The sequence below is a fragment of the Candidatus Schekmanbacteria bacterium genome (assembly GCA_003695725.1).
Taxonomy (GTDB): domain Bacteria; phylum Schekmanbacteria; class GWA2-38-11; order GWA2-38-11; family J061; genus J061.
Map to the genome: position 1 here is coordinate 1 of RFHX01000302.1, position 17,202 is coordinate 17,202.

At 37.5% G+C, this 17,202-nt stretch carries 15 protein-coding genes; 4 read left to right on the forward strand and 11 right to left on the reverse strand.

Going from position 1 to position 17,202, the window contains the following annotated elements; translation table 11 throughout:
* Window positions 1-288: hypothetical protein (locus D6734_11255; protein RMF92865.1), on the forward strand; the 288-nt coding region annotated here is incomplete at its 5' end.
* Window positions 289-422: 134 nt separating this feature from the next.
* Here D6734_11255 and D6734_11260 read toward each other — a convergent pair.
* From D6734_11260 to D6734_11275, 4 genes are all read right to left on the reverse strand, one after another.
* Window positions 423-701, reverse strand: a complete 279-nt coding sequence (locus D6734_11260; protein RMF92866.1) for a zinc ribbon domain-containing protein — start codon at window positions 699-701, stop codon at window positions 423-425.
* Between the two features lie 20 nt (window positions 702-721).
* Complete coding sequence (locus D6734_11265) at window positions 722-1,636, reverse strand: branched-chain amino acid transaminase (protein RMF92867.1); 915 nt, start codon at window positions 1,634-1,636, stop codon at window positions 722-724.
* A 145-nt stretch (window positions 1,637-1,781) separates the two neighbouring features.
* Window positions 1,782-3,713, reverse strand: coding sequence for a cadmium-translocating P-type ATPase (gene cadA, locus D6734_11270; protein RMF92868.1), 1,932 nt, complete (start codon window positions 3,711-3,713; stop codon window positions 1,782-1,784).
* 16 nt (window positions 3,714-3,729) lie between these two features.
* On the reverse strand, window positions 3,730-4,053 hold the full coding sequence (locus D6734_11275; GenBank protein ID RMF92869.1) for a hypothetical protein: 324 nt from the start codon (window positions 4,051-4,053) through the stop codon (window positions 3,730-3,732).
* A gap of 24 nt (window positions 4,054-4,077) precedes the next feature.
* On the opposite strand from D6734_11275, the gene D6734_11280 reads away from it, so the two are divergent.
* The gene (locus tag D6734_11280; GenBank protein ID RMF92870.1) at window positions 4,078-4,269 is read left to right on the forward strand and encodes a hypothetical protein; all 192 of its coding nucleotides are present in this window, start codon (window positions 4,078-4,080) and stop codon (window positions 4,267-4,269) included.
* A gap of 124 nt (window positions 4,270-4,393) precedes the next feature.
* Here the strand turns inward: D6734_11280 and D6734_11285 are convergent, their stop codons facing one another.
* The 5 genes from D6734_11285 to D6734_11305 all read right to left on the reverse strand — a co-directional run bounded on the left by D6734_11285 (window position 4,394) and on the right by D6734_11305 (window position 13,125).
* Window positions 4,394-5,551, reverse strand: coding sequence for a magnesium chelatase (locus tag D6734_11285; protein ID RMF92879.1), 1,158 nt, complete (start codon window positions 5,549-5,551; stop codon window positions 4,394-4,396).
* Window positions 5,552-5,576: 25 nt separating this feature from the next.
* Complete coding sequence (gene bchD / locus D6734_11290; protein ID RMF92871.1) at window positions 5,577-7,631, reverse strand: magnesium chelatase ATPase subunit D; 2,055 nt, start codon at window positions 7,629-7,631, stop codon at window positions 5,577-5,579.
* Window positions 7,624-8,697, reverse strand: a complete 1,074-nt coding sequence (locus tag D6734_11295) for a magnesium chelatase (protein ID RMF92872.1) — start codon at window positions 8,695-8,697, stop codon at window positions 7,624-7,626. The genes bchD and D6734_11295 overlap by 8 nt, the downstream gene beginning before the upstream one ends.
* Before the next feature lie 61 nt (window positions 8,698-8,758).
* Window positions 8,759-12,661, reverse strand: a complete 3,903-nt coding sequence (gene bchH / locus D6734_11300) for a magnesium chelatase subunit H (GenBank protein ID RMF92873.1) — start codon at window positions 12,659-12,661, stop codon at window positions 8,759-8,761.
* A 14-nt stretch (window positions 12,662-12,675) separates the two neighbouring features.
* Window positions 12,676-13,125: a MarR family transcriptional regulator gene (locus D6734_11305; protein RMF92874.1), complete on the reverse strand. Its 450-nt coding sequence runs from the start codon at window positions 13,123-13,125 to the stop codon at window positions 12,676-12,678.
* Between the two features lie 201 nt (window positions 13,126-13,326).
* On the opposite strand from D6734_11305, the gene D6734_11310 reads away from it, so the two are divergent.
* On the forward strand, window positions 13,327-14,904 hold the full coding sequence (locus D6734_11310) for a sensor domain-containing diguanylate cyclase (GenBank protein ID RMF92875.1): 1,578 nt from the start codon (window positions 13,327-13,329) through the stop codon (window positions 14,902-14,904).
* Window positions 14,905-14,925: 21 nt separating this feature from the next.
* Complete coding sequence (locus D6734_11315; protein RMF92876.1) at window positions 14,926-15,789, forward strand: DUF89 family protein; 864 nt, start codon at window positions 14,926-14,928, stop codon at window positions 15,787-15,789.
* Window positions 15,790-15,794: 5 nt separating this feature from the next.
* Here D6734_11315 and D6734_11320 read toward each other — a convergent pair whose 3' ends face one another.
* Both D6734_11320 and D6734_11325 read right to left on the reverse strand, forming a co-directional pair.
* Window positions 15,795-16,493: a class I SAM-dependent methyltransferase gene (locus D6734_11320; protein RMF92877.1), complete on the reverse strand. Its 699-nt coding sequence runs from the start codon at window positions 16,491-16,493 to the stop codon at window positions 15,795-15,797.
* Window positions 16,456-17,160: a hypothetical protein gene (locus tag D6734_11325; protein ID RMF92878.1), complete on the reverse strand. Its 705-nt coding sequence runs from the start codon at window positions 17,158-17,160 to the stop codon at window positions 16,456-16,458. The genes D6734_11320 and D6734_11325 overlap by 38 nt, the downstream gene beginning before the upstream one ends.
* Window positions 17,161-17,202 lie beyond the last annotated feature (42 nt).

Consider the following 17,202-nt stretch of genomic DNA (forward strand, 5'->3'; position numbering starts at 1 on the left):
CTTGTAAAATGGAAGACTTCATCTGAAATCGATAACCTCGGTTTCAATATCCTGCGAAGCAGATCAAAGGACGGCACATACGAGAAGATTAACAAGAAACTCATCCTTCCCAAGAAAAACGGCGTAACAGGAGCAAGGTATAAATTTAAGGATAAACATACAAAAGCTGGTATGACCTATTACTACAAGCTCGAAGACATAGACAAGACAACTGGAAGCACCCTTCATGGGCCTGTGAGTGTAAGGATTGTAGAGAAAGCAGGGAAGAAGAAGCATAAGAAGAAATGATGTGATGATAAGGTTATAGCCGTACAGGTCGAAATGTTTTTATTACCCATACATTCTTTTATGGGAGGTAAATTTTCTGAAGAAAGTGCACAATCCCCCCCCCAACATTGGGTAATCAGATATAAAAACAATCTCTATTTATCTGATTTTTTTGATTCCTTTTTATTCGAATTATCAGAGGAGGAAGAGCTTGCGGCTTTTTTCTCTGCTTCCATTGCCTTCTTTCGTGATTCGGAAGGATAGTCTGTTATATACCATCCGGAACCTTTAAGAATAAATCCACCCGGTGATATTAGACGATTTACCTTTTTAGAATTGCATTCAGGACAAACTTCATTACCATTTTCATTTATTTTTTTGAAGACCTCAAATTTGAACCCGCAGTCGTCACATTGGTACTCATAAATGGGCATAGTTCTTTAGTCCTCCTTTTTTATCTGATATATGTCAGCCATTTCGAGAAATGGTTGTTATTACCTTTCACTACTTCAAAGAATGCTTTCTGAAGTTTCTTTGTAATTACACCTGCTTTCCCATTGCCAATATGCCGTTTGTCGATTTCTCTAATTGGAGTCAATTCAGCGGCAGTGCCCGTAAAAAATGCTTCATCTGCAGTATAGACATCATCTCTTGTGAGATTTGTTTCTTCAACCTTGTATTTTTTGCTTCGCGCTATCTGAATTACGCTGTCTCTTGTAATTCCATTCAAAATGGTAAGTGTTGGAGGTGTAAATATGATGCCATTTTTGATTATGAAGATGTTTTCACCTGACCCTTCGGCCACCCTTCCCTCAGTGTCCAAAAGGAGAGCTTCATCATAGCCGTTTTCTAATGCCTCAATCTTTGCCAATTGTGAATTGGCATAGTTTCCACATATTTTTGCTTTTGTCATTGCAGAATTTATAAATTGCCGCTGAAAGGAAGATATCTTTACTCTGATTCCATTTTCTAATCCTTCCTTACCTAAGTAGGCACCCCATGGATAGACAGAGATTGCGGAATTGACAGGATTATTTTTTGGATATAAACCGATTTCTCCATAACCATAATAAATTATTGGTTTTATATAACATTCTTTAAGTTTATTTACTTTAATGGTCTCTATAATAGCTTTTCTCATATCTTTTTTTGAGAAATTTGGTTCAATTGAAGCTATTTTTGCCGAATTATATAAACGGTCTAAATGGTCATCGAGTCTGAAAATTGCAGGGCCTTTTTTAGTGTTGTAACATCTTATACCTTCAAAAACCCCAAGCCCATAGTTGAAGGTGTTTGTTAATAGATGTATTTTTGCATCATCCCAATCTACAAATTTGCCGTCCATCCAAATCTTTTTTGCTTTTTCCATATTTTTTCTTTCTGATAAGGGAAAAATATTGAATATATTTTTCAGCTAAAACTTATTTAATTAAAAAACAAAACCTTATAAATAAAGAAAGAAGAAAAAGTCAATAATTTTTTGATTTTCAATAACTTGGCTAATATAATCGGTTCTATTTCTTAAAACTATATGAAATAAGACGGGCAGAATTGCCCACCACAACAAAGGAACCAATATTATGTACTATTGCTCCACCAATAGGACCAAGAAGCCCGGAAGAAGCAAAATAGAGTGCCAATGCATTGATTACGATTGAAATTGCGAGACTTTGTTTGATTATTTGAATCGTCTTTTTTCCGATTGCTATTCCTTCTGTCACTTTTGATATATCATCTGAAACAAGCGCAATATCAGCAGATTCAATAGCAATATCTGTGCCACCCGTCCCCATTGCGATTCCGACATCTGCAAGCGCAAGAGCAGGAGCATCGTTGATTCCATCGCCAATCATTGCCACGATTTCACCTGTCTCTTTCATTTTTGTTATGTGTAAAACCTTATCTTCGGGCAATAATTCTGCTTCGACTCTGTCAAATCCAATGCCTTCGGAAATTTTTTTGGCTGATTCTTTTCTGTCGCCTGTCAACATTACTATGCTTTTGGCGCCAAGACTTTTCAAATCGTTTATAGTTTCGCTCACTTCCTTTCGAATAGTGTCAGAAATGCTAATTACACCTGCAAGTTTACCGTTGAATCCAACACAGACTGTAGTATTTCCTTCATTTGCCTTTGTATCGATATATTTGCAGACCTCTTCGGGAAGTTCTATATTCTCATCTTTAAACATTAATGGGTTGCCAATTATAATCTCATCATTGCCGCTAATTACCTTTACTCCTTTACCTACTATCGTTTTACTCTTATCAGGAGGAGTTATAATCAATCCCTTTTCTTCTGCTTTTGATAAGATTGCATTTGCAAGAGAATGAGTTGAGTGTTTTTCTGCAATTGCGGCAAGCTCGAGGACGGCATCCTCGCTGAATGTACTAAAACTTTTAATCTCATCTACTCGAGCTACACCAAGTGTTACTGTGCCTGTTTTGTCAAAAACAAAGGATGTCAGTTTGCCCATATTTTCTAATATTGCGCCGCCCTTTATGAGTATTCCTTTACGTGCTGCATTTCCGATTCCTGCAACTACTGCAGTGGGGGTGGCGATTACAAGTGCGCAAGGGCAGGCAACTACGAGAATAGAAACTGCCCTTAAAATTTCGCCTGTGATTAGATAGACAATGGCACTGAATAGCAAGATAGCAGGAGTAAACCATCCTGAAAATCTGTCTGCAATTCTTTCAATAGGAGGCTTTTTTGACTGCGCCTCCTTGACCATCTCGATTATCTTTGCAAGCGTTGTTTGGCTTCCAACTCTTGTTGCCCTTACAATAATGACGCCATTTTTATTTATTGTACCACTAAAAACTCCGTTGCCTTCTTCTTTATTGACAGGTAGTGCTTCGCCAGTTATTGCCGATTCGTCAACTTCTGCAAATCCTCTTTCGACAATTCCATCAACAGGAATTTTTTCACCCGGCTTAACAATAACCAATTCACCTTTTTGAACTTCTTCAGTTGAAACAGTTATTTCTCTGCCGCCTCTGATAACAGTGGCATAGTCAGGTGTAATTTCTATAAGCTTTCTAATGGCATCTCCTGTTTTTGCAATGGTTATATCTTCAAGCAATTCACCTACATTCATCATAAGCACGACGATTGCGCCTGCTAAATATTCGCCTACCCATATGGAGGCAAAAAGGGCAAGTGTGACCAAAAATTCGGCATTCAACCGTTTATCTTCAAAGATTGCCCTTATGGAATTTTTTATTATAGGCAGTCCGCTCAAGGCGCAGGCGGCTAATGATAGATTGATACCAATCGATGTTTTATCACCTCCTAAGAAGAAGGACAAAGAGATCAATATTACTGACAGGGCAGGTGAAAAGAAGGGCTCTATTTTTTCAGGTTCTGAGGTCCAAAAGGATTCGGATTCTTTATGTTTGTGATCAATCTTTCCTTCTATGACAGCTTCTCTACTTATATCATGCATATTTATTTACCTTGCTCTATTTCCATGAAAAATTGAGGTTTAGGAAACTTCCAAGACAGATAAATATAGTAATAATAGATGCAGTGAGCAATTCGCCGTAAAAGAGAAGGCCAATAAGAAATATTGCCACTACCAATTCGGGCAGGATTCTTTTTCTTAAAAGACCGTCGAAAATTGCGTTTTTCAACAATGGGAAAAGGCCTATAACGACAACTACGACAAGCAAACCGTCTGCAAGCTCAGTTTTCATCGATACTGTTTGATGAACAACTAAAAGTATGCTCATAAAAATTAGGGTAAACCAATCTCTGAGAGGATTATTGAAAATCCTGTGTATCATAGAATCCTCTTGAGGGTCGTGTTTGTGATAATGGGCGTGGCGTATCTGATGAGAATGTTCATGCACATGATTGTAAGCCCGGGATTCAAAATGTTCATCGTGGCTGTGATCGAAATGATAGTGTCCTTCAAAATCTTCGTGTTGATGATCGTGGCCTGTCAACTCATCATTATGATGGTGATGGTTATGGCTGTGATGATTATGTGTATGGCTTGAATGGGTATGGCTGTCATCGTGACTGTGGTTATGTTCTTTGCTTTTTCCATCAGAAGATGTTTTTTTAAAAATTTCGTCTCTATTTATGTCATGCATTTTTTTATCCTCATAATAAAATTGCTCTTTATTGGTGTTCTATAGAAGCTTCAGCCTTCTTTGAGCTTTTTCCTTTCTTCTTTGAACCTCTTGCTGCTTTTTCCTCCATCTGTTTTGCGTAGTCTAAAACCTGTTGAAACTTACCCTTTGATAATTCGGCATCTTCGAAGGGAGTACGCCTCATTCTAAACCCCAGTGTCAGCTCACTTGCAAGACGAACATCATCTTCTGTGACTTCAGTCCTGCCATCATAAGCTGCTTTTGTTTTTGCACCTCTTGTAATAATGATGTCTGGCCTGTGTCCATCAACATCGAGCTCGATGCACATACGGGCGATTATACGTAAAAAATATTCAGAGATTTTGACCTTATCAAGAAGTTTTCGTGCACTAATGATTTTTTTGGTGATTTCCTTATTCTGTTTTTCAAATCGAGACTTGAAAAGAATAGGGTCTTCTTCAAATTCGCGTATCCTCTTTGCAATTAGCATTCTTGAATTGATATCTGAAATTCCCTTTACCTCTACATGAAAGGCTAAGCGGTCATGGAGTTGGGGTCTAAGTTCTCCTTCTTCAGGATTCATTGTTCCAACTAAAATGAAGTTTGCAGGGTGTGAAATTGAAACACCTTCCCTTTCTACGATATTAACCCCCATTGCTGCAGAATCAAGAAGAACATCCATTATATGGTCATCGAGGAGATTTATGTTGTCAATGTAAAGAATTCCTCTGTTAGCCTCTGCCAAAATGCCTGTTTCAAGCGCTTTTATTCCTTCTTTAATTGCCCTTTCGATATTTAATGTTCCTACTACACGGTCTTCTGTTGCTCCAACAGGAAGCTCGGCTATATGCATTTTTTGCTTAACAGCTTCAAGCTTTTTTCCGGATTCAATGGCTTCTCTGCATATGGAACACATCTTTGCAGGCTCATCAGGATCACATCGAAAACGGCAGGATTTTACAACTTTGATTTCAGGCAGGACATCTGTCAATCCTCTCACAGCAATTGTCTTCCCTGTTCCTCTTTCACCTCTAATCAAAACTCCTCCGATTTGAGGATTTATGGCATTCAGAAGAAGTGCAAGTTTCATCTTTTCCTGTCCTACAATGGCAGAGAAAGGAAAATTTGTTCTTTTAGAAGAAAAACTTGAATTTTCAGTTGTTGCCTTTTTCTTTTTATTATTCATCATTGAGCATCTCCAATTGTATTAGTTATCTTACTGATAGAAGATTTTGTTTCTCAGCTTCTTTGAAGGCAATTTGCTTCTCCAGTGTAATCAGCGAACCAAGACTTTGGTAGTTGAGTTGGTCGATGCGGTAGTATTTAGCCGCAAGAGCATCAGCTATATCTTTTGCAAAGCCGTATGAAAAATTTAGAAATCTCATCTTCTTTGTTACTTCTGTATCAATTACAACTGAATAGATACCTTCTGCCGCTATCATTTCAGACAGCTTTTTTATTTCTTCCATAGGGTCTGCTTCAGGGACAATTGGTATATTGGCTCTTCCGTCTGTGAGAAGGACAAGAAGAGGAATAATTGTTGGATCCTTCTTCATTTCATTTTTTATGAGATTCATTGCTTTCATAAGTCCCAAACCCAAAGGAGTCTTGCCGCCTGTGGGAAGTGTAGTGAGCAGTTTTTTGGCAAGCTCGACACCATTTGTGGGCGGCAGGATTACCTGAGCATCATTTCCTCTGAAAGCTACCATTGCCACTCTATCCCGGCTCTGATAAGCGTCCATTAATAACGAAAAGACTGTTCCTTTTGCGCATTCCATTCTATCCATTGCCCCCATTGTGCCGCTTGCATCTACAAGAAGGACAATTAGGGCAGAAGCTTTGCTTTGCCTCACCTTTTTTCTTATGTCTTCCTTCTTGATGATGAGTGCATGAGAAACAGAAGTGCCTTCTCTTCTTCTTTTTTGGTGAGGTGCAGCAGAGCGGACAGTTGCGTCAAATGCGATGTCGCTTATATCTTCTTTTGGAATAGTATGCTTGATATATCTTCCCTTGCGTCCAGAAGTTATCGACTTGATTCTCTTTCCAGACCCGGATCTCATTTTGCGGTCAGCTTTTCTTTTGGTCATTTGTTTTGGAATTTCTACAGGTGTTCCAATTCTGTGAATTTGTCCTTCAATGGTTTCTTCCTGTTCATCTGCCGCTTCAAGCTCTGTGTCGGAGTCTGCAGGCGGCATAAAGTCTTCCATTTCCTGTGAAAGCTCATCTACGAGCTGGTCAATCATTTCCTCATTGGGAGTTTCTTCTCCATAAGGGAGTGAGCGTATTCTAAAGGGTAAAATCAACTCACCTGCTTTTTTTATATGGCTCTGCGTCAATTCTTTTGTGCTTTCAAAAGCTGCTAAGGCTGATGCTGTTTTGAGTATCATATTCTCAGGCCTATGGCCTTCTACATCGAGCTCTTTGCACATTTTGCAGACAAGAAGCATCATTCGGTCTGATATCGATATTTCCTTCAAAAGCTTTTGAGCATCGATTATTTGTTTCCTCAATTTTCTGTTTTCTTTTTCATATTTTTTCCTGAACTTTTCAGGATTACTTTCAAATTCATTCCTAAGATTTGTAACTTTTATGCGCTCTTCTACTGATTCAAGAGCCTTTACCTCTACATGAAGAGCAATTCTATCGAGAAGCTGTGGACGAAGCTCACCTTCTTCAGGATTCATGGTGCCTATCAAGATAAAGCGCGATGGATGAGAAAATGATATTCCTTCCCTTTCAACTGTATTTACACCAGATGCAGCTGCATCGAGAAGGACATCTACTACATGGTCATCGAGAAGATTTATTTCGTCTACATAAAGAATTCCCTGATTTGCTTCTGCAAGCATACCCGGTTCTATGACGCGTTTGCCGAATTTGACTGCCTGTTCGATATCAAGACTGCCGATTAGTCGGTCTTCTGTCAGTCCAAGTGGTAAGTCAACGACTTTGATTTGCTGTTTCGTGATTTTTAGCTTCTTTCCTTCTAATATAGCGCTTTTGCAATTTGGACAAAGCTCTGTAAAGATATGAGGATTGCAGTTGAAGGGACATCCCTCTACGATATCTATCTCAGGTAAAATCTCAGCAAGAGCTCTTACAAAAGTTGACTTGCCTGTTCCTTTTTCGCCTCTAATAAGAACGCCTCCTATTTTTGGATTAATTGCGTTCAAGATAAGGGCAAGCTTCATATTCTCCTGCCCCACCATTGCAGAGAAAGGATAAAGAAGCCTTTTTGTCTTTATTTTTTTTCCCATATCAGCCAATTTTCATTCCTTTTTCTTTTGAAAGACGGTCAATGACTTCATCAATAATGTTGATATGATGGTCTTCAGATTTGAAAGGAATTCTTTTTATTCTAAATGTCAAAATAAATTTTGCCGCTTTCTTGATATCTGAAATGGTAAGCTTTTTCCTTCCTCTGAAGGCGGCAAGAGTTATTGCTGTTTTCATTACCATCGAGTCAGGTCTGTGGCCTTCAACTTCAAGCTCTTGACAAAGCCTGCATACAAGTTTCAGGGCATTTTCATTAACCTGTACTGACTTGATATTCTTTGAAGCCCTTATGATCTTTTTCCTCAAATTATCGCTTTGCTTGGAATATTTTTTATTAAAGGCTATAGGATCTTTTTCAAATTCATTTCTCAGCAATGTGATATTTACTCTATCATCAACATTCCGCAAGCCTTCAACATCGATATGTATTGCTATTCTATCAAGAAGCTGTGGACGAAGCTCGCCTTCTTCAGGATTCATAGTCCCTACAAGAATGAATTTAGACGGATGAGAAAATGAAATACCTTCACGCTCAACTACATTGATTCCTGATGTTGCCGCATCGAGAAGCACATCTACTACATGGTCATCAAGAAGATTTATTTCATCTACATATAAAATTCCTCCATTTACTTCAGCAAGAATTCCCGGTTCAAGGTCCCTTTTGCCTTCTTTTATTGCACTTTCAATATCGAGACTTCCTATTAGACGGTCTTCAGTGACACCCAGAGGAAGGTCGACAACCTTCATCTTTCTTTTTTCAACAGAAAATTTTTCACCCTTTTCAAGCAGTGAAGTGCATTTAGGACACAATCCTGAATCGCCATTCGGTGAGCAATTGAAAGGACAACCTTTGACAACACTTATTTCAGGAAGGATTTCTGCAAGTGCTCTGACGGCTGTAGATTTTCCTGTGCCTTTTTCTCCTCTTATCAGGACACCTCCTATGGAAGGGTTTGCGGCATTCAGGGAGAGTGCAAGTTTCATATCTTCCTGTCCAACTATTGCAACAAAGGGATATAAAGTTCGTTTAACTTTCTGTATTCTTTTATTCATTCAATAGTTCCGTCCTTTGAATTTTTTGCTTTATTTCAATTGGATGGTATGGTTAAGCTAATTACTCTTCCTGCTCTTCTATTTCTGATTCTATTTCAAGATAGATCTTTTTTAGTTTCTCAATTTCTTCTTCCGTGGCGTCCCATATTCCTCGATTGAATGCTTCCATTAAGCGATTTAGCTGATGCTCGACAGCCCAGATGTTTTCCTTCATCATACTTTTTCTGACCTTTTCATCGAAGAGATACTTTTCAGCAACCTGACTCCATACCCAGTTATCCACTGATTCAGCAGTAGCCGACCATCCAACCAGATGCTCAACTCTTTTGCTAATATTCTTCACTCCTCTATATCCGCTTGAAATCTGGCCTTCAATCCATTTTGGGTTGAAAAGCTTTGTCTTTGCTTCATATTCAAGGGTTGATTTTATGTTTTTTGTACTGATTCTATCCTTTGTTGTATCAGCTACCAGCACTGTTGGTTTTGATTTTGCCTTTTTCCCGCTCCTTCTTTTTACATTTTCAACGGATTTTGCCATTCCTCCTAAAAATTCGTAATAATGGTCCAAGTCAGCCATTCCATATTCATCACTGCTTCTTACTTGTGCCACTACATCTACTTTATCAAGCACTTCACGAAATGTATCTGTATTTGATACAGCATAATAGGAATCACCATATATGTGAGACATCTTTGCTATGTGCAAATTTGCAATTTCATCGCTTTCTTCCCATTCGGCAGTTTCTATGAGCTGAGTTACATCCGTGCCGTAATTGGTGGCAGAGGGACCAAAAATTCGTGCCCTTGAAAGGGCATCGGCTTCACTCTTTGGGACACCTTTATCCACAAGCACTTTCCTGATTTCGTCTGAATGTTTTTTTACAAAGTTTTTGCTGTGTGGCTCATCAAGGTCTGCAACCAAATTGAAGGCTCGATCGATAATTTTCAACAATACAGGGAATGTATCCCTAAAGATTCCACAGATTTCTACTGCAACATCGAGTCTTGGCCTCCCAAGTTTGTCAAGGGGAATTGGTTTGACGCCAATGAATTCGCCATTGCCAGCCCATCTTGGCTCTACTCCAAGATAATGAAATATTTCGCAGACCGTTTCTCCTTGGGTTTTCATTGTTTCGAACCCCCACAGAATTACTCCAATTGTTTCAGGCAATTTTCCATTGTTCTCAGTTTTATATTGTTCGATGACCTGTTTGCCGATTAAGTTTCCTCGTTCAAAGGCAATTCGAGTAGGGATGAGGTCGGGGTTGAATTGATAGATGTTTCTTCCTGTAGGTATTACTGAGGGACTTCTGACAGGATCGCCTCCAACTCCCGGCTTGATGTATTTTCCTGAAAATGTTGCAAGAAGACTTTCTATTTCAAAGTTGTTTGAAAGATTTGAAGCAATTTCTTTTGCAAATTTCAATGTTTTTTCAAATTCCTTTAAATATTGGGAAGATATTTTGGTTTTTAACACCTTCTTCACTATTTTCTTGGCAGAAGGGGATTTTGAATTGAGATAATCTGAGAGAATTTTTCTTCCCTTATCTTCAATTTCCTCAAGGACGACTCCCAATGGTCTTCCATCGTTGCCGATTTTTGAAGGTTTATTACGCGCTTCTTCCCAGTCGATTCCTTCAGATTCTGCTGTAAGACGAAGTAGGGAGCGTGTTTCTCCTTTGTCGAATCGTACTATCCCCATAACATAGTCTATCAATTCGTCTCCTTTGAAGGAATTTCCAAGCACATGGACTCCTTTTGTCATCAATGTACCTTTCATTTCATTGAGAGAGTCATAAAGCGAGCTTACATCAACATCCTCTGCTTCAATGTCTATCAGGTTTTCTTCTTTTGCCATTTCAAGAATTTTTTCTTTTATGCTTTTTGCCTGTGCCGGACTTTGTTCTTTTTGTTGGAAATAGTTATGTATCTCAGTTTCTATTTCAAGAAGCCGCCCATAAAGATTTGAGACAATCATTGGGGGTGTCATATAGTCAACTGTAGTGGCATGGCTTCTTCTTCTTGCAATGGAGGATTCAGAGGGATTTGAGCAGGTATAGTAGTAAGCATGGGGCACATTGCCAATGAGGATGTCTGGATAACAATTTTCAGATAGGGCAACCTGCTTTCCCGGGAGAAATTCTAAAGTGCCATGTGTACCGAAATGAATGAGGAGGTCTGCCTGATATTCCTTTTGCAACCATAGATAATATGCAAGATACTGATGATGAGGTACTATGCCTGTATCGTGGTATGTTTTTGATGGGTCTTCGAAATAACCTCTTGGAGGTTGAAATCCGACAAATATTTTGCCAAAGGTAATTCCCGGTATGAGTATATATTCATCATCTGCCAATATTTTTCCGGGCGGTTCACCCCATTGTTCAATGATTTCTTTTCTATTTATTTCGGGCAATTCATTAAACCATTCAAGGTATTTGCTGACAGGTATCTTGAAAGCATTCTCTTTTATCTTTTGCAGACTTGTCCAATGGCTGAGGTTGACAATATTTTTTTTCACCATTAAACGGACAAATTCCTGCCGTGTTTTGGGATATCCACTTACATCGTATCCTTCCTTCTTCATCCTGTCGAATAAGCGGATTAGACTTTCGAATGTATCGAGGTTTCCTGCATTTCCAATATTGTCTTTTCCCGGCGGATAATTGAACAGAACAAATGCCAATTTCTTCTCATTGTTCTTCAAATTTCTAAGTTTTACCCAATTGATTGTCCTTTCAACGGCTTTTTCAACACGGTCTTCTATGGGCTGCATTATTCTGATGGTTTTTCCATCCTCTGAAAGGTCTTTGTGTCCTGATATAAGCACTCCTTCAATGAGTCCATCGAGTTCGGGAAGAATTGCTGTAATCGTTGTTTCAAGTGGAGCCATCCCCTCATTTTTTTCTTTCCATTCTTCAATTGTCGTATAGCCCATATTCAAATACTTGATGATTGGTACATTGATTTTTGAAGCTAAATTTATGAATGCTTCGTAATCTCCGCCTAAGGGTCCGCCCTCGATGCGAAAGAAGAGAAAACTTATGATGGCTTCAACGATTGATTTCCCATTTGAGAGAAAATGGCGCTCCATATTCTTCATATTTTCAGAGCCAGAGGTAAGTATTGTAATAGCGCCAAGCCCTCTTTTTTCAAGGGTTTCTATGACGGCTTCAAGGTCTGCGGTATCTTGTGTTTGGTATCGCTGGGTGTAAAAGAGGATTCCTACATATGGATTTTTGACTTTCGAAGTCAATTCGGTTTTTTTGATTAATCCTGATTTGGTATACCATTTCAGATATTCATCAACTGTGGCAAAAACCTTATCAGATTTAGGATGATAGATTGCTCCCTGCGGGATTTCTTCCGGTTCTTTGTAATCGACCTTATATCCATAATATTCGGCAAGGATAAAAAGAAAAAGATTTGTAATATTGTCTCTGCCACCTGCGAAAAAATATTTCCACGCTCTTATATAGTTTCCTGCATCTTTCCACTTACCGAATCTTAGCACTTTTAGGATAGTATTAGCCATTACAAGGAGTTTCCTTACTTCCATCGTGCTTTTGCTTGAATTCATCAGACCCCTCAATATCCCCACTGCTTTTGCAAGCATAGAATCCTTTTTATCCATTGAAAGTTTTGGGAGTTGAAATTTGCCCAACTTTGTGAGAGCAACCCCTCGCGGCATTGAGGCAAGGACGATATAGTTTTTGTTTTCTGTTCTGTTTCTTTCAAGAATATCGATTATCTCATCGTCGAAGACCATATTAACGATGACGGTATCTGCTTCTTTTACGCTTTTTTCAATTTTTTCCAGCTGTTCTTGAGGAAATTTTTGATGGCGAAGACAAAAGTAATAATCGAGTTTTACTTCACCTTTGAATTTTTTTTCTATGAAAGTTGAGGTTTCAGCAAGAGAGCGGCTAAATGTATAATCGCCAATAATAGCTGTGAAATGCATATTTATTCTCCATTTTATATGCTTAATTTCTCAAGAATTGTTCTTACTTTATCAAGCGAGGTTGCAAGCTCGTCCATTTCCTCATCACTAAGACGGCTGAATATGTTCAAAAGCTCTTCGCGCCGCTTCATCATAAATTCTTTTCTCATTTTTTTACCTTTTTCAGTAAGTTTTACTAAAACGATGCGGCGGTCATTTTCATCTCTTTTTCTTTCAACAAGATTTTCTTGGACAAGTTTATCAATGGCATCTGTCATACTCGGCAATGTAACGCCGGCGTTTTTTGCCAATTCCCCCATAGTAAAAGGACGATCTTCCGTAAATGCGGAAAGGGCTTTAATTTTGGACAAACTTAGGTCATAACTTAATTTGACTCCATTTAAAGATATAACCTTTTTTGTGAATTCGATAAAGAAATTCCTGACTTTTAGAATGTTTTCCTCAATTTTTTGAGCTCTTTTCATTTACTTCACCTCTTTATATTTAGAAAAAAAATATTTAGATATCTAAATATTAATACTTAAAATATTTTTGTCAAGTGCTTAAAAAAATTTTCTTTCCAAAATTTTAATTAATTTTGACATCTCAAAAAACGATATTAATAGAAATTTTCTAATTCTTGACTTTGCCGTCTGTTTGATTTTTTAAATTCTTAAGGAATCTGGATGGGGAATTTAAAATTATTTTTTACATTTAAAATCAGGCTCATATTTGCCCTTTCACTTTTAGCGCTTTTTTTGATTCATACACCCCTTAACAAGCAATTTGCAGTAGTTATATTTTTGGAGTTTATTGGTTATGGATTTGTTTGTAAAAAACTTTTTGATAAGCAATTTTCAAGAAAGCTCAAAAGCTTTCCCTATATTGCTGCTATCGTTGATGTTGTTTTAGTAAGCACACTTGTCTCATTTGCTACAGGAGGGATAAAACCTCTTTTTCCTCTTCTTTGCGCATTTATAGGAGTATATGCTTTCTTTGCAGGGCTGAGACTTTCTCTTTCTGTAGCGGTGGTATCTACATTCATCTATTTTGCGTTGTTTAAGTTCTTTGGAGCGATTTCTCACGATGCATCGTATTATATCGTCAGGATTAGTTTATTTTATATTGTTTCTTTCTTTGTTGGTATGCCTGTAAATCAGAAGGATAAGCACAGAGAAAATTCTGAATTCTTGACTAGACGGCTTGAAGCGGAAATTGAAAAGAATAACAAGATGAAAGAAAAAATAAAAAAACAGGCAAAAGAACTTGTAGTGATGCATGAGCTTGGCAGAATTATGAATTCAGAAAACAATTCATTAAAAGAGATTTCCGATAAAGTTGCTTTCATACTTGCTCGTCATCTTGGGCTTAAAAGTTTTTGCATCTTTATATTGAATGAAGAAACTTCGCAGTTGGAGATAAAATCTTCTGTTGGTTTGCCAAAAGGGATTGAACGAAAAATCGTCATTAATGTAGGTGAAGGAATTACCGGTAAAGTAGCTAAGACAGGAGATCCTATGTTGATCAACGATGTATCAAAGGATGAAAGATTTACCTACTTTGGCGGTCTGTGCCGCAATATAAGGTCATATCTATGTGTTCCTATGACAATTGACAATAAAGTTGTAGGTGTTATCAGTGCAACGGACGATAAGCCCGGTTATTTTACTGTTGCCGATATGAATCTTCTTATGGATGTTGCAAGCCATTTGTCTGTGGCGATGCAGAATATCAAATATGTTGATAAATTGAGAAGTATGACATCTATGGACGGATTGACAGGGCTTTGCAATCATCGTTTCTTTTATCATCGTCTCAAACAGGAGATAGCGTCAGCCGGGAGATATAGAGATAAACTCAGTGTTGTTATGATGGATATAGATTTTTTCAAGAGAGTCAATGATACATATGGTCATAAGGCAGGTGATAGAATCTTGATAGGCGTTGCTTCTATCATTCAGAGCGCATGTAGGGAATCTGACCTTGTGGCAAGATATGGAGGCGAAGAATTTGCTATAATACTTCCGCGGACATCTAAGGAAAGAGCGATGGCTATTGCTGAGCGTATCAGAGAGAGAGTTAAGAAGAGAAGTTTTTGCATAAATAATGAAGGTACTAAGGTTTCTGTGACTTTAAGCGCAGGGATTTCAGAATTCCCTACAGATGGACAAACCTGCAATGCATTGGTTGAAAAATCTGACGAAGCCCTTTATTGCGCCAAACATTCAGGAAGAAACCGCGTAGAGCTTTACATCTCCCAGTAGTTTCAGCTATATTTCAATTCTATGAAAGTAAAACCAATGTGTCTTCAGTGTATGAAAGAGTTGATACGCAAAACCTGTATGCTTGCTTCTACGGATAGGAAGATACAGAAAAAAGCTGAAGAAAATGCCTTGAAAATCTTGTATGAGAAATTTAATTCAGAAGCTGTACCCGCAAAGATTTCATCGATATTTCATAAGGAAATAAAAAAAATTACAAGCAATGATGACCCTTATGAGGAATATAAAAGAGAAGAAATCAAAAATGCGAGAATGTTGTTTGAAATTGTCAAAGAAAAATTTCCAAATAATTTTTATGGAGCTGTTGCAATTTCCGTTTTAGGCAATTCCATCGATTATTTTAGAGATATTGAAGATGTAAGGAAGGATATTGATGAAGGTTTTTCCTTTGCAATCGATGATACGATTGAGGTTGAAATATTGTTGAAGAAAAAAGTGTTGAATTCAAAAGAAATACTTTTTCTTGCAGACAATTCAGGTGAATACTTTTTTGATATTCCCCTTATAAAATCTATTGAGAAGATGAATCTAAAGGTTTTTTATTCAATTAAAAGCGAAGCTGTGCAGAATGATTTGTGTTTTGTTGATTATCAAAACTTTATTAAGGGAAATGAATCTATTTCTATATTGCCTTCAGGCAATGGGACTGTAGGAATATCACTCGAGGAATCATCTGACGAATTTTTGAATGTTTTTAAAAGGGCAGGGCTCATTATTTCAAAAGGAATGGGTAATTACGAAACATTGACAGAGATAAAATATGAAAGACCAGTTTTTTATCTTTTAAAGGCAAAATGTATACCAGTTGCAGATTCATTAGGTGTAAAAAAAGGAGATTATGTGGCAAAGCTTACATATTGTCGGTAAGAAAATTATCGTGTAAAAAGGAAAAGGTGATGAAGATTGGTAATCGCTTTTTCTTCTTTCATTTTGAATCCTTCCCTTTTAAAAAGCCAAACGAGGTCTTCTGATGTGTATTTGCCATGTTCCGAAAACATCTCAAAGGCAGTATCTTCCGGCATTTCTCTTCCCATTAGTTTGTGAAATTCAATGTATTCTTCGAGTGTTGTCCTAACCCAATCATAAATGATTAAACAGCCATTTTTAGCAAGAAGGCCATTTTTTAAATTATGCATAAGATTAAGTGGCGATGGGAGGTGATGAAAAACGAAATTCATAGTTATAAATTTAAAGGGCTTTCCTTTTATGTTGAGGCTTTTAGTTGATATATCTTTCTTGTAGAATCTTATCTTCTCTTTTGGCAGTTTCAGGGACCTTGCATAATTGACCATTGCAGAGGATTCATCCACGCCTACTGCAAAGATTTGAGGATAATGTTTGTTTATATCGCGCAGAAAAAGTCCTGGACCAGTGCCAAGGTCAAGAAGATTTATTTTTTTTGAATTTTTTATTTGTGCCAATGATTCAAATTCATTCCAAAAGATTGGCGAAAAACGCATATCATGTGTAGCAACCATAATTGATGTCAAATCCGGCTTTTTGTTTTCCCCTCTCATATTTAATCCATCTTTTTTAGGTGTATGCATTTGAATAGACAAGTATGATTGCATTTAAAGCAAGATTTGCAGTTGTAATCGACCAGAACAAGCTGTTTTCCTTTTCCTTCGATACCAGCATTCCAATCAATGAACCAATTGAGAAAAGACAAAGGATTATTGTGAATGACCAAGACCCAAAGCTGTGGAGGTCAAAAAGAAATGTGCCAAGTCGTAAAAGATCCTTTGAAAACCACCATATGCAAAATGTCCAGAAAATAAGGCGTGGAGTTAAAGCCCTCCGAGGAGAGAGATGAAAGCGAAAATCCAAGAGAGCCCAAAACAAAAAGATTAGTATAATGGGAAGATATAAATCCTGTGGCTTGACAAAAAAAGCAGCCCCCAGTGTCCCCATTGGCCACATCATATCAGTTGTGCTGACTACAAGCATTTTTTCTAAAGATAAGAAAATAATTGTTATAAGTGAACAAGGGATAAATGAAATAAACATACCAAGATACTTTTTCTCCCACCTTCTTTCAAGCTGAGTTATGAAAGCTGAAGATATAATAAGAGCAAAGGTGAGAAAAAATATTTTTATTCCCCAAAACGTGTTGATTTCTGCATTTGCAAGGGTTATTTCAAAGAGCGTATTGAATGAAAGAAAGAACATTAAAAAGATTATAGAGAAGGGCTTTGTCTTGAGCTCTTTTAGTTTGATTTCATAATAATCGATATTCATTGATTAAAAATGTTTAAGATTTTTAATACATAACTTTTAATA